General features: G+C 41.5%; 13 protein-coding genes and 1 tRNA gene. 3 read left to right on the plus strand and 11 right to left on the minus strand.

All coding sequences use genetic code 11. From position 1 onward, the window contains the following. Positions 1-7: 7 nt before the first annotated feature. Together MHI08_RS12730 and MHI08_RS12735 are read left to right on the plus strand one after the other, a co-directional pair. Positions 8-346, plus strand: a complete 339-nt coding sequence (locus tag MHI08_RS12730) for a hypothetical protein (RefSeq protein ID WP_342499671.1) — start codon at positions 8-10, stop codon at positions 344-346. Positions 347-965: 619 nt separating this feature from the next. Then, positions 966-1,946 (plus strand): SDR family oxidoreductase, encoded by a 981-nt coding sequence (locus MHI08_RS12735; protein ID WP_087978455.1) that lies wholly within the window; start codon positions 966-968, stop codon positions 1,944-1,946. Positions 1,947-2,467: 521 nt separating this feature from the next. Here MHI08_RS12735 and MHI08_RS12740 read toward each other — a convergent pair. The 10 genes from MHI08_RS12740 to MHI08_RS12785 form a co-directional block, all read right to left on the minus strand. Continuing rightward, positions 2,468-2,541: transfer RNA gene (locus tag MHI08_RS12740), tRNA-Arg, on the minus strand. 120 nt (positions 2,542-2,661) lie between these two features. Then, positions 2,662-3,186: a metallophosphoesterase gene (locus MHI08_RS12745; protein WP_342499672.1), complete on the minus strand. Its 525-nt coding sequence runs from the start codon at positions 3,184-3,186 to the stop codon at positions 2,662-2,664. A 14-nt stretch (positions 3,187-3,200) separates the two neighbouring features. Beyond that, on the minus strand, positions 3,201-3,803 hold the full coding sequence (locus tag MHI08_RS12750; protein ID WP_162860205.1) for an XTP/dITP diphosphatase: 603 nt from the start codon (positions 3,801-3,803) through the stop codon (positions 3,201-3,203). 10 nt (positions 3,804-3,813) lie between these two features. After that, positions 3,814-4,542: a ribonuclease PH gene (rph, locus tag MHI08_RS12755; protein WP_024427165.1), complete on the minus strand. Its 729-nt coding sequence runs from the start codon at positions 4,540-4,542 to the stop codon at positions 3,814-3,816. Positions 4,543-4,693: 151 nt separating this feature from the next. Beyond that, complete coding sequence (locus MHI08_RS12760; protein ID WP_277722940.1) at positions 4,694-5,752, minus strand: GerMN domain-containing protein; 1,059 nt, start codon at positions 5,750-5,752, stop codon at positions 4,694-4,696. A gap of 101 nt (positions 5,753-5,853) precedes the next feature. Then, positions 5,854-6,669: a glutamate racemase gene (gene racE / locus MHI08_RS12765; protein WP_342499673.1), complete on the minus strand. Its 816-nt coding sequence runs from the start codon at positions 6,667-6,669 to the stop codon at positions 5,854-5,856. Positions 6,670-6,679: 10 nt separating this feature from the next. Continuing rightward, entirely contained in the window at positions 6,680-7,120 is a 441-nt protein-coding gene (locus MHI08_RS12770) for a MarR family transcriptional regulator (RefSeq protein WP_024423206.1), read from the minus strand. A 149-nt stretch (positions 7,121-7,269) separates the two neighbouring features. Continuing rightward, on the minus strand, positions 7,270-7,494 hold the full coding sequence (gene gerE / locus MHI08_RS12775; protein WP_003184172.1) for a spore germination transcription factor GerE: 225 nt from the start codon (positions 7,492-7,494) through the stop codon (positions 7,270-7,272). A 205-nt stretch (positions 7,495-7,699) separates the two neighbouring features. Next, on the minus strand, positions 7,700-9,016 hold the full coding sequence (locus MHI08_RS12780; RefSeq protein WP_025092462.1) for a citrate:proton symporter: 1,317 nt from the start codon (positions 9,014-9,016) through the stop codon (positions 7,700-7,702). 153 nt (positions 9,017-9,169) lie between these two features. After that, positions 9,170-10,030 carry a LysR family transcriptional regulator gene (locus MHI08_RS12785; protein WP_024423208.1) on the minus strand — a complete coding sequence of 287 codons (861 nt, stop codon included), beginning with the start codon at positions 10,028-10,030 and terminating at the stop codon, positions 9,170-9,172. Positions 10,031-10,165: 135 nt separating this feature from the next. Between MHI08_RS12785 and MHI08_RS12790 the strand changes: the two genes are divergently transcribed. Then, positions 10,166-11,296 carry a PrpF domain-containing protein gene (locus tag MHI08_RS12790; RefSeq protein ID WP_025092461.1) on the plus strand — a complete coding sequence of 377 codons (1,131 nt, stop codon included), beginning with the start codon at positions 10,166-10,168 and terminating at the stop codon, positions 11,294-11,296. Between the two features lie 223 nt (positions 11,297-11,519). On the opposite strand, the gene MHI08_RS12795 is transcribed toward MHI08_RS12790, so the two are convergent. Further along, complete coding sequence (locus MHI08_RS12795; protein ID WP_342499674.1) at positions 11,520-12,239, minus strand: biotin--[acetyl-CoA-carboxylase] ligase; 720 nt, start codon at positions 12,237-12,239, stop codon at positions 11,520-11,522. Positions 12,240-12,284 lie beyond the last annotated feature (45 nt).

Raw genomic sequence — 12,284 nt, forward strand, 5'->3', positions numbered from 1 at the left:
GATTGACATGGAAGCTGATTCATTATTTAAAACATTATCAAAATACAAAAACAGAGACCTTACATTGGAATATGAAAATGGATTAAGACTAATCGGTAGAACTGATACATTTTTTGAAACTGATAACGGTCTAGAAGATGATGACATCAATTATAAAGAATATTACGCTACAGTCTTTCAAGTAAATAAGATTTTATCTCCTCCCCTTAATAATGAAAAAGACAGTTTATATACTTGGTTAATTGAGGGAAACACTTTGTTTGAGATTTCTCTTTATGAAGATACACCACGTGCAGTTTATATGGCAGACGGTCAAAAAATATGGGAATTGGCCAGTGATGAATAACTAAGAAAAGCCCCTCCTGTCGGAAGGGCTTAACTTCAACATAAGTCTTTTGGTAAGTAAGAAGGAGCTTTCACTTGTCATCTGGCGCCTTTATTTCCTGCTCTGCGTCTTGGACTTATGCTTGAAATATGTCTAACTAGTGGACTTTTTCCATTTCGACAAAATAATACATTCAACCCATTTCTTTAAAGGCATTATTTAAACAGCTGATATTTATCTTTATTAGGAAACATTTCAATTAGAGGAATGCCGATGTCCATATAAATGTGAAGTTATGTACCAAGATTGCTGCTACGTAATAAATTAAACTTATTACCATCTCATTGTACAAGCATATATAGATTGGAATGAGACGGAATTTCTCCTACGATAGTTCAGCCACTTAAGTTCCAACAAACAAAAAGCCTGAAATCCTTTATAGTAAAGGGTTTCAGGCTTTTTTCTTATTACGTTCAGATTGCTGACACGTGTTCAAACACCTGTAAATTCCAACCTACTCATAAAAGCTTACTGCAACCCTTCAAATAACTCCCTCACAAGTTTATTCATTATTAATACTTGGATTAGCAGTAAACAACATAGATATTAAAAGGGAATAAGTACGTTTGGAGGGAATTAAATGGCACAAGAATCTGATGAGCATAAGTTGCAACAAATAAAACAAATGCAACAGATGTTTCTAGAGAAAATGAAAACTCAACCTTATCCCATGTACCCTAATTACGGAAAAATCACACGCTATGAAGAAATCCCAATTAATTTACCTGAACAACGTCAACTTCGTCATCCTGGTGTAGAAGGCTTAATGGTACCACTTCCAATTATTGAAAATACAAATTACAAAGGGAGTGGTAAGTTAGCGGGAAAAGTTGCTCTTATTACAGGAGGGGATAGTGGTATTGGTGCAGCCGTAGCCATTGCCTTCGCAAAGGAAAGTGCTGACGTTGCGATTGCATACTTAGATGAACACGAAGATGCTAATAGAACAAAAGCAAGAATTGAAGAACTTGGGCAACGTTGTTTGTTGATGCCAGGAGACTTGCGAGATAAAAGGCAATGTATCACCATTGTAGAGAAAACAGTAAAAACCTTCGGACGTCTAGATGTTCTATGTAACCACGTTGGTATCCAATTTCAACAACCAAGCCTTCTTGACATTACAGACGAACAATTCGATGACACCTTTAAAGTCAACATATACTCACATTTTTACACAACCAGAGCAGCTCTTCCTTACTTAAAACCAGGCAGTTCTATTATCGGTACTTCTTCAGTCGTAACGTATGTAGGTGAGCAACAAATGATTGATTATACAGCCACAAAAGGGGCAATTGTTGGCTGGACGCGTGCTTTGGCTAAAAATGTTGTAAAAAAAGGAATTCGTGTAAACGCCGTTGCTCCAGGTCGAATCTGGACGCCGCTTATTGCAGCAAGCTTCTCGTCAGACCAAGTGGCTGTATATGGAGCGTTTAACCCAATGGAACGAGTTGCCCATCCATTTGAACTCGCACCAACATTTGTTTATCTTGCTTCTGATGATTCACGTTTTGTTACAGGTCAAGTGCTGCATGTTGATGGTGGGGAATCCACACATTCCTAATATAAGGAGGTCATTGGATTGAGATATGAATATAATCCAGAAGTAGAGTTATTACTTGTGAATCATTCAATGGAAAAAGTCACTATGGTTTATCTGGAGCATTCATGGCTAATGCCTAAAATTGGACGTAGACCGCCTTATTATTGCTACCCACATTATGAACTGAATTATCCAGTAATTTAAATAAATCGCAGACAAAAAAACTTCCGAAACAACGACGGAAGTTTTTTCTTTATTTCAGAACGGGTAAATGGGCAAATGAGTAAAAGGTGGTTACTTTTCATAAAATCACAGTTTTATTAATCGTTGTGTAATGATGACTGACCGGCCCCTCTAGTAGCCCCTTTACATCAATTTTAACATCTAATCGTCCTTTTCTTTTGATCACAACAAAAAACCTCCTATACCGAAAGTGATATAAGCCAATAACAGGTGCAATTTCTCACGTCACTGTTATACTGACCGTTTCACTATACAATATAGGAGGTTGATTTGATGGGTTTTATCACCCGATTTAATTACGTCCCAGGAGAGATTCGAACTCCCGACCGACGGCTTAGAAGGCCGTTGCTCTATCCTGCTGAGCTACTGGGACATGTTGTTATGTAGTGTGCTGCGGTGTATTACCTCAGCGACAAGATTTATTATATTACTATTGTTCTTTAAAGTCAACGGTTTTTCGAAAGTTTTTTCATAAGGGGCAAATGCTGCACCCTTATGAAATACCTTCCAATGTGACAGTGTTTTCGAGGTCTTGTATGGCCTGACCTTCGTCCGTGAAAAACTGTACGTTTGCTTCGCTTCCATCTAGTGACAGTATAGCATAGCTGCGCTCTTTTCGCACTCTTGGCAAGTGCACGCTGCCTGGGTTAATGAGGAGTTTTCCTCTTAGCAGTTCACTGCCTGGAATGTGCGAGTGGCCAAAGCAGATAATGTCTGCGCCCAGCTCTTCTGCACGGTAGTAGACTTGAAGCAAGGATTGTTTGATGCCATGCAGATGTCCGTGAGTGAGAAATAGTTTTCCGCCTCCATCAAGTGGGAGCAGGAGCTCTTCTTCAAAATCGCCCATAAAGTCACAATTTCCTTTGACGAATTTGTATCCTTCAAGTGCTGGGTGGTTCGTTTCGAGTTCTGAATCTCCGCAGTGAATCATCATGTCAACTTCAGCCGCATGCCGTTTGGCAATGGTTTGAAGTTCGTCTGTGAGTCCATGACTGTCACTAATGATGAGTATCTTCATGGCTTCATTCCCCCTTATTCATTTGCGTCTAGCAGTGATGAAAGCTTTTGAAGCGCGACCGCTCGATGGCTGATCTTGTTTTTCTCCTCTGGTGATAATTCGGCCATCGTCTGGTCTTTGTCTTTGACGATAAAAATTGGGTCGTATCCGAAGCCATTTTCGCCGATTGGTTTTTCTGCGATGAAGCCTTCTACTGATCCTTCTACCGTCTTTGTTTCTTTTCCCGGTATGCTGACAGCAAGGGCACATCTGAATCTGGCTGTGCGGTCTTCTTTTTCAATGCCTTGAAGTTCGCTCAGCACTTTTTCCACATTCTCCGCATCGTCTTTATGCTCACCTGCGTATCTCGCTGAATACACGCCAGGTTTTCCGCCCAGATAATCAATCGACAGACCGGAATCGTCTGCAATGACCATTTCACCTGCTTTGGCTTGAATGGCCTCCGCTTTGATGATGGCATTTTCTTCGAAGGTTTGTCCTGTTTCTTCAATTTCTTCAGTAAAGCCAATGTCTGCTAGTGTTTTGACCGTGAATCCTTTTGGCTCAAGAATGGCTTTGAATTCTTTCGCTTTGCCCGCATTGTGCGTTGCAATGATGGCTGTTTTCATCCTGATCAAACCCTTCTCTTTATTCGATGACTTCTCCTGTTACTGCTTTTTGCTTTTCGATTAATTCTTTGATGCCCTTTTCGGCTAAATCAAGCAGTCCGTTTAGCTGTTCTCTTGAGAATGTCGCTTCTTCGCCTGTTCCTTGAAGTTCAACAAAGCGACCAGCGCCTGTCATGATGACATTCATATCTACTTCAGCAGAAGAATCTTCTTCATAGTTTAAATCTAACAGAAGACCTTGCTGAGAATCAATTCCGACGGATATCGCCGCTAAATAATCAGTAATCGGGTTTTCTTTGATGACTCCTTCAGCTCGCAGCTTTTGAATCGCAAGTGTCATGGCAACAAAAGCACCTGTGATGGATGCTGTGCGTGTGCCGCCGTCTGCTTGAATAACATCACAATCAATCCAAATCGTGCGTTCGCCAAGCTTTTCTAAGTCAACGACTGCGCGGAGTGCTCGTCCAATTAAACGCTGAATCTCCATCGTACGTCCTGTGACTTTTCCTTTAGATGATTCTCTTATCGTTCTTTGTGCAGTTGCTCTTGGAAGCATGCTATATTCTGCTGTGATCCAGCCTTTTCCTTCTCCTCTTAAAAAAGGAGGTACGCGGTCTTCGATCGATGCGTTACAAATCACCTTCGTATTTCCCGCTGAGATTAAGACAGAGCCTTCTGGGTGCGTGATGTAGCCTGCCTCTATTTCAATTTTTCTCAATTCGTCATATTGTCTTTCATCTAATCTCATGTTTTACCTCCGTTACGATATACATTCCTCGCGAGTGCCAGCGGGGTTCTCCTACTAACTTTGACAACCTCAGCTCGTTCTAATCGCTTGGAATAAAAAAGAGGCAGCGAATATGCATGCCTCTTTTTCTCCATTATATCAATGTGTGACGTTAAAAACTACCTGTATTCACTTGTTCTGGTCGTGAAACCGGCTTTGTGAGCTCTGCTCCTTTTTCGTTCACAAGCTCAGCCTTGCCGTTCACCTTGACAGATACGCTTTTGACGTCCGGCAGCTCGGTTAATGTGAGCACAATGCTATCAAGAACTTTTTGTGAAATGACCTTTTTCTTTTCATCCGCACTGCCAAAAATAGATTCGTTGAAATCAAGTGTCACATGGCCATCTTTTACTTTTGGTACATCATTCAGCTTCACATCTTGATCAAAGTCTGTAAGCAGATGGCTTTTTTTGCTTGGTCCAGAAACGAGCTCATCAATCGCTGCTGTAATCGGATCATCCTCGTCTTTTGGCGCTCTTTTGGTCACTGGAACGTAGTACGTCTGTTCATCAGATTCAGCTAAATAGTAAACCGTCACTGGCTTTGTCGCTGTCATATCAGCAGCAGCCTCGTGCTGGATATTAATACCGTCTTCTCTGCTTAAATCATCTGAGATAGGTGTACCGTTCACAGGCATTTCTTTTAGTTCATGTCCATTCATCTTCAATTTGACTTTGGCTATGGAATCAAACTGAGTTAACGTCCAAGTGACTGATTGCAAAATGCGCTGCTCGTCTTCTTTTTTATAGTTTTTAAATTCATTTGAAAAATCGACAACCGCCGTTCCGTCTTTAATATCGACAGATACGCGCGTATCCGCTGGCAGCACTGCTCTGAAGCCATTCGGCATTAAGTTAGAAATAGGTCCCCCGTCCACGAGATATTCAAGGGTTTGTTTGGCACTTCCTTCATTTTTCGGCAGTGGAATGGATTGAGAGACGACATACCCATTTTTATCAATTAAATATAATTCTCTCATGACCGTATCTGCCTGCTTCTCTTCTTTTCCTTCTTTGGCTGTTTGTTTATCTTTATTTTCTTTCACATATGTGACGTTTTGTGGTGGATCAATCTCTGTTTTCGCTTGGTCTGTTTGAAACAATCCGCATCCTGACAAAAGCATGGCTGACGCGATACACGTAACAGCTGCTGTAGATCCTTTTTTCAGCATACTTCACCCTCCTCTAGTAGTTTGTACTACTATGTATACGAGCTCCCCCAGAGGATTAGACCCTTTTCATAAAAAAATAACCCACTTCAAATAGAAGCGGGTTATTGCTGATAGATGTGTTCAAGTGACACGGTTTCGACCTTCCCTGGCAGGTAGCCAAACCAGTCACGAGCGATGTTTTGAAAATTTTGCTGCTGCCCTGTTGTGTAAAATGTATGGACAGGCGTTTCTTTAGAGGTATTTAACAGCCCTTTATATGAAAGAATCGTACTTGCTTCTCTCGCTGTCTCATCTCCTGATGAAATGATGCTGACATCACTGCCCATAAAGCGCTGAATCGGCTCTTTTAAAATCGGATAGTGTGTGCAGCCAAGAATAAGTGTATCAATTCCTGTTTCTTTCATCGGTTCAAGGGAATCTTTCACCACTGCCTCTGCTGTCTGATCTAAAAACGTACCACTTTCCACAAATGGGACAAGGAGCGGACACGCCAGACCTTGAACCGTTAGACCTGCTTTTAGTGACAGCAGCGCTTCTTTGTATGCCTCGCTTTTGATCGTATTGATTGTGCCAATAACGCCAATATGCTGGTTGTTTGTCACCTTGATCGCTGTACGGGCACCAGGCTGAATGACGCCAATAACCGGAATATCAAGCGTTGCTTTAATTTCATCCAGTGCGATCGCCGTTGCTGTGTTGCATGCAATGACGAGCATTTTAATATGGTGGTGTTTTAGTAAGTAGTGTGCCATTTCCCACGTATATTGAAGAACTTCTTCTTCTTTCCGCGGGCCATATGGACATCGTTTTGTATCGCCTACATAAATGATTTTTTCTTTTGGCAGTTGTCTCATGATTTCCTTTGCAACGGTTAAACCGCCGACGCCGGAATCAATGACGCCGATTGGTTGATCCAACAAAATCGCCTCATTTTCTTTTCATTTGCTGCTGTAGTTTCGTTAAGGATTGGTTGAAAACGATGGCTTCTTCTTCTGAGAAAGCCCCTAGAAGTTCACTGACGTATTCTTGGCGTTTAGCAATCACTTCTTGAATGATCCGCTCGCCTTCAGGCAATAAATGAATGCGAACCACGCGGCGGTCAGATGGATCTTTCACCCGTTCGACAAGTTCACTTTTTTCCATTCTATCAATTAAATCAGTGGTTGTGCTGCAAGCCAAGTACATCTTTTGTGACAGCTCACCTATTGTCATATCTCCGAATTCATAAAGCCACTGAAGCCCGATGAATTGTGGAGGTGTAATCGTATATTGATTGAGGATTTCTCTGCCTTTTTGCTTAATAATTGCGGCAATGTGGCGTAATGATTTTTCAATCTCTGCAACATGGCCTGATTCATTCGTTTCCATTTTATTGATACCTCACTATAGCATCTCACTTTGATTAAAACGTATATGTCTATTTTCCTCGTTTTTTAAAGAAAATGCAAGAAGAGACTCATGGAAACCATATAGAAATAACCGGTTCCTCCCCAATATGGAAGGAAAACCGGCTGACTTTAGAGCTCTAGCTCACCCATACGCAGAAGCTCGACTACGGCCTGTGAACGGCCTTTGACTCCTAGCTTTTGCATGGCATTCGAAATATGATTTCGAACAGTCTTTTCGCTAATAAAAAGCTCGCTTGCAATTTCTTTTGTTGTTTTATCTTGGACGAGCAATTCGAATACTTCTCTTTCTCTTTTGGTTAATAGCGGCTTGGATTGAAACTCTTTCTCCTTCAAGTATTGTAACCCTCCTTGCTAAGGTGAGAGCTCTAGTCTCTATAGAATGGGATTCTGTATAGTCGAGATATCATATGCCGGGTGCCTGAGGTAGGTGACGTTAAAATCAAGAAATCCCGCATATCAGCGTCCAATTTCTGCGCTTTCATCCACGCAAAAAAGGACGAGTCTCCTCCCCGAGACATCGTCCTTTTTTGCGTGGTATTTAAAAGATTGAAATGGCACCTGTTAACAATGCAATAAGTGTTGTAAAAAGGGCAGTTAACACGGTCCATAGCAGTGCATATTTTTGCAAATCACCAATATCTTTGTTCAGCATACTGACAAGCAGCAGTGTTGAAGCTACAAGCGGACTCAGTAAGTGAACAGGCTGCCCTATGATAGAGGCACGTGCAATTTCCACCGGATCAATCCCATAAGCTGCGCCGGCTTCAGCCAAGATTGGCAGCACTCCGAAATAGTAAGCATCGTTTGAGAGCACAAATGTAAATGGCATACTCGTCAAAGCAACAATCAGCGGGAAAAATGAGCTGTAGGAATCCGGAATCATGTAAATGACCAAATTGGCAATGGACTCAACCATTTTTGTTCCAGAAAAAATCCCTGTGAAAATCCCTGCTGCAAATACAAGTGTGATAACCGTTAATGCGTTTCCTGCATGAGATAAAATTCGCTCGCGCTGATCTTCAACCTTTGGATAGTTGATCATCAGAGCGATGACAAATCCAATTAAGAAGAGTACAGGAATTGGGATGATATCCATGACGAGAGTGACCATGACAGCAATTGTTAAGAAGAAGTTAATCCAAATCAGATTCGGTCTCTTGATATCGGCTACTCCATCTTCAATTGACGCAGCCAATTCAGGAGAAATGGACGGCTCTTCTTTGTACTGAATCTCTGCAATCCCAATCCGTTTTCTTTCTTTTTTCCCAAGTACATAAGCAGTAAAAAGTATAAAAAGACCGCCTCCAACCATCGTTGGGAGTAATGGAATGAAAAATTCGCCTGCATCTAATCCAAGCGCCGCGATTGCACGAGTAGCTGGACCGCCCCATGGCGTCATTCCGCTCATAATTCCTAATGATAATAATGAAATTGTTCCTAAAATTAATGGGTTCATCCCAATTCTTAAGAAAAGTGGCAGCATAGCTGATACGGTAATCATGTACGTTGTTGTTCCATCACCATCTAATGCAACAAGCATAGACAAAATCGCTACCCCAAAAGCAATTTTGACAGGATCACCTTTTACAATACGTAGAATGAGTTTAATCAGAGGATCAAACAATCCAGCATCCAGCATGACACCGAAGAATAAAATCGCAAATAACAATAAAGCAGCTGATGGTGCAACAGTTTTCAGTCCATCAAGCATCATGTCCCCTAACCCTTTGTTAAAGCCGCCGATCAATGCAAATATGATAGGTACAACGGTTAGAGCCACCACCGGATGCATACGTTTTGTCATAATGAGAAATGTAAATGTCAAGACCATCAAGATCCCTAAAATAGCTAGCACTTTATATCCCTCCATCCTCTTCTTTACATGATCTGCAAGCGCCCCCTTGCACTTGCGATCTATATGTTAGCGCTTTCTATTTCAAGGATATAATAGCTTTTTTTATAATGAAAATATCGATTTTTTCGTATATTCAATAAATTTCTTTTATAATCAACCTTGCTGATTTCTTAAAAACTCAATGAACGCTTTCACCACAGACAAATGAAGTGAGTCTGGCTGGTACATGAGCCATGTATCTCTTAAAACAGGCTGTCCATCTTTATACGAAAGTCCTTTTACAAATAACTCATCACTTGGTCTGAGGCAAATTTCTGGGACAATGGCATAGCCTAAACCATGCTTCACCATCTCTTTTGATGTATCCTGACGGTCTGTCTCCATCGTGACAAGCGGAGGCATTGTGAATGTTTCCTGCCACCATCTGTTAATCAGCCGTTTTAATGAACTGTCTGTATGATAGTCAATGAGCGGCAGATTCGGGAGATCCTTTAGCTGAATTTCTGATTTTGAAATAATGCAAAGACGCTCTTTATCAAGCAAAAAACGCTCTCCATTCCAGTCATAATCACCTCTTAAAATCCCTAAATGCACACTTGATGTTCCTAATAAATCCATTACCTTTGTGCTCCAGCCTGTGTTGACCATAAATTGAACATGTGGATACTGCTTAGAAAATTCTTTTAATATTTCTGGCAGTTTATACTGGGCAAAGTTACTTGAGACCCCTAACCGGATCGTTCCTTTGACCTTTTTTTGCATATTGAGCATGCCATCTTTCGTTTGCTGCAGCTGTTTGAGCATGTCATTTGCGTATTTAGCCAAGTATTCGCCCTCTGATGTAAATTCAATTCCTCGTTTTCTTTTAAAGAAAAGTTTCATATCAAACTCCTCTTCAAGCTGTTTCAATCGATAGCTTAAGGCAGGCTGAGAGACAAATAATTTTTCTGCCGCTTTTGTGATGTTCTTTTCTTCATAAAGTACCTTTAAAAACCGCCAATCTTTTTCATCCATTGTATGCCCTCCTTTTTTACTAATTATAAAATATTTTTATCGATTCCTCTCAAAATAATGTATTTAACTTATTTCTTATTATACTTTACCATTTTGGTTAGATAAACAGTTAATTAAAAATTGAGGGTGAGAGTCATGAGAAAAGTTCCAATCACAATCATGCGAGGCGGTACAAGCAAAGGAGTATTCATTCACGCTGACAATGCACCATATGAACACGATGAGCTCGAGGCATTTCTATTAGACATTATGGGCAGTCCTGACCGGCTGCAGGTCGATGGGATCGGCGGCGGTAATTCTTTAACAAGTAAAGTGGCAATTATCGATAAAGCCACACGCCCGGATGTGGATGTGAACTATACATTTGCACAGGTCAGTATTAATGAGAGATATGTCGACTTTAAAGGAAACTGCGGGAACATCTCATCAGCCGTTGGACCATATGCGATCATTAAAGGACTTGTTGAAGCAGTTGAGCCCATTACGACTGTACGTATCCTCAATACCAATACAAATAAAGTCATTACGGCAGAGGTCGAAGTTGAAAATGGGGAAGTAAAATTTGAAGGACAGGCAGAAATTCCAGGCGTAAAAGGAACTGGTTCTCCCATTTATTTATCCTTTGAGAAACCTGAAGGAGCTGTCACAGGTAAAACCTATCCGACTGGAAACAAAATTGATACGATTCAAACAAAGTTTGGGGAGATTCCAATCTCGATCGTTGACATTGCAAATCCAATTGCCTTTATTCGCGCGAAAGATATTCAATTAAAAGGAACTGAATTACCTGAAGAGTTTACAGACGAATTACTGGATGATTTAGAAGAAATTCGTTCTCTCGCTGCTGAAATGTGTCATTTTGCACCAAAAGAAATGGCCACATTACAGTCTCCAGCTGTTCCAAAGCTTGCGCTCATCAGCGAGCCTGCTGATTATGTAGATACAAATGGAATCTTGAGACGAGCAGAAGATATGGACATCATCGTTCGTATGCTATCGATGCAAAGGCCACACCAAGCACTTGCCATTACTGGTTCTGTCTGTGTGACGGCCAGCTGTTTCTTGGATGAAACGCTTCCTTCTCAGCTGTTCCAAGGTCAAGATGACACCCTTCGTATTGGGCATCCTGCCGGGATTATGCAAACGGAAATTGACATCTCTCAAAACAGAGTCAAAGTCATTCGAACTGCAAGAGAAATTCTAGACGGAGTTGTTTTCACAAAACAAGACTATGTGATTCAGCCTCATATTAAAAGAGAAGCTTAAGCAGACGAGAACATCGTCTGCTCAGATTGTTGACAAAGGGCTAAAAGGGTTTTCTTTTAGCCCTTTGTCTTCTATTCAGCGTGATAGAAAACCTTTGAAGTCTAGGAAGGACGAGCACAGGAGCGGAGCGAATGTGACATTCGTGAGCACAGGAGCGCAGACCTGACAACGAATGCGAGGGTTTGTCTACACGCTGAGCAGACGAGAATATCGTCTGCTTTTTTTAATGCTGTAGCGGTGCATCGATATCTCCGGCAGAATGAGCTTTTATTTGCCCTTTCTCATCTTTGAGCTGGAGATGACCGTAGCGGTTGACTCCGCAGCAAATGCCCTCTTCCCATGTTTGTTTTTCACGGTCTAACGAGATCCGCAGCGGTTTATGAAGACGATATAACCGTTTGTTATAGAGGGAAGTGAGTGCTTCAAACCCTTCATTCTTCCAGCGTGTATGATATTTTTCAAAAGCGGCGGCAAGTTCCTTCACAAGCTGATCGGCTTTTACCTCTGTAAGCTCTGATAGGCAAATGGTTTTGTACGGAACATGCTCCGGCTTTGTCTTCACATTGATGCCAACCCCGATATAAATGGCGGTACGGTCCGCTTCAATCAATGTGCCTGATACCTTTGCTTCATTGATGAGAATATCATTTGGCCATTTGATCGCAAGCTGATCCTCAGCCCTTATGAGAGGTTTGAGTACATCGTAGATCGCTAGTGCCGTCAGCGGAGCAATCGTTGACTGGGTGGAGAGTTCTTCTGGCGGCAAAACCGTCATGGTCAAAGCGATATTCCCTGCTGGCGTTTCCCACGGCCTGCCTAGCCTGCCTCTCCCTTCTGTCTGCTGATGTGCATAGACAGCAAATGAAGGTTTTTCTCCTTGCTGAATGAGCCTTTTCGCTTCATTATTTGTACTATCAATGGTGTCATATTGAAAAATCTTCATGTGTTCTCCTTTTGTTCTTCTTAATATGCTCTTTTTATTATAACA

Origin of the sequence: Bacillus sp. FSL M7-0791 (assembly GCF_038627085.1) — a bacterium.
GTDB classification, from domain to species: Bacteria; Bacillota; Bacilli; order Bacillales; family Bacillaceae; genus Bacillus; species Bacillus safensis.

Bases quoted from the DNA above. Each gene is read 5' to 3' on its own strand.
- MHI08_RS12730 (WP_342499671.1), top strand. From the start codon at position 8: ATGGAAGCTGATTCATTATTTAAAACATTATCAAAATACAAAAACAGA.
- MHI08_RS12735 (WP_087978455.1), top strand. From the start codon at position 966: ATGGCACAAGAATCTGATGAGCATAAGTTGCAACAAATAAAACAAATG.
- MHI08_RS12745 (WP_342499672.1), bottom strand. From the start codon at position 3,186: ATGAAGATACTCATCATTAGTGACAGTCATGGACTCACAGACGAACTT.
- rph (WP_024427165.1), bottom strand. From the start codon at position 4,542: ATGAGATTAGATGAAAGACAATATGACGAATTGAGAAAAATTGAAATA.
- MHI08_RS12760 (WP_277722940.1), bottom strand. From the start codon at position 5,752: ATGCTGAAAAAAGGATCTACAGCAGCTGTTACGTGTATCGCGTCAGCC.
- MHI08_RS12770 (WP_024423206.1), bottom strand. From the start codon at position 7,120: ATGGAAACGAATGAATCAGGCCATGTTGCAGAGATTGAAAAATCATTA.
- MHI08_RS12785 (WP_024423208.1), bottom strand. From the start codon at position 10,030: ATGGATGAAAAAGATTGGCGGTTTTTAAAGGTACTTTATGAAGAAAAG.
- MHI08_RS12790 (WP_025092461.1), top strand. From the start codon at position 10,166: ATGAGAAAAGTTCCAATCACAATCATGCGAGGCGGTACAAGCAAAGGA.
- MHI08_RS12795 (WP_342499674.1), bottom strand. From the start codon at position 12,239: ATGAAGATTTTTCAATATGACACCATTGATAGTACAAATAATGAAGCG.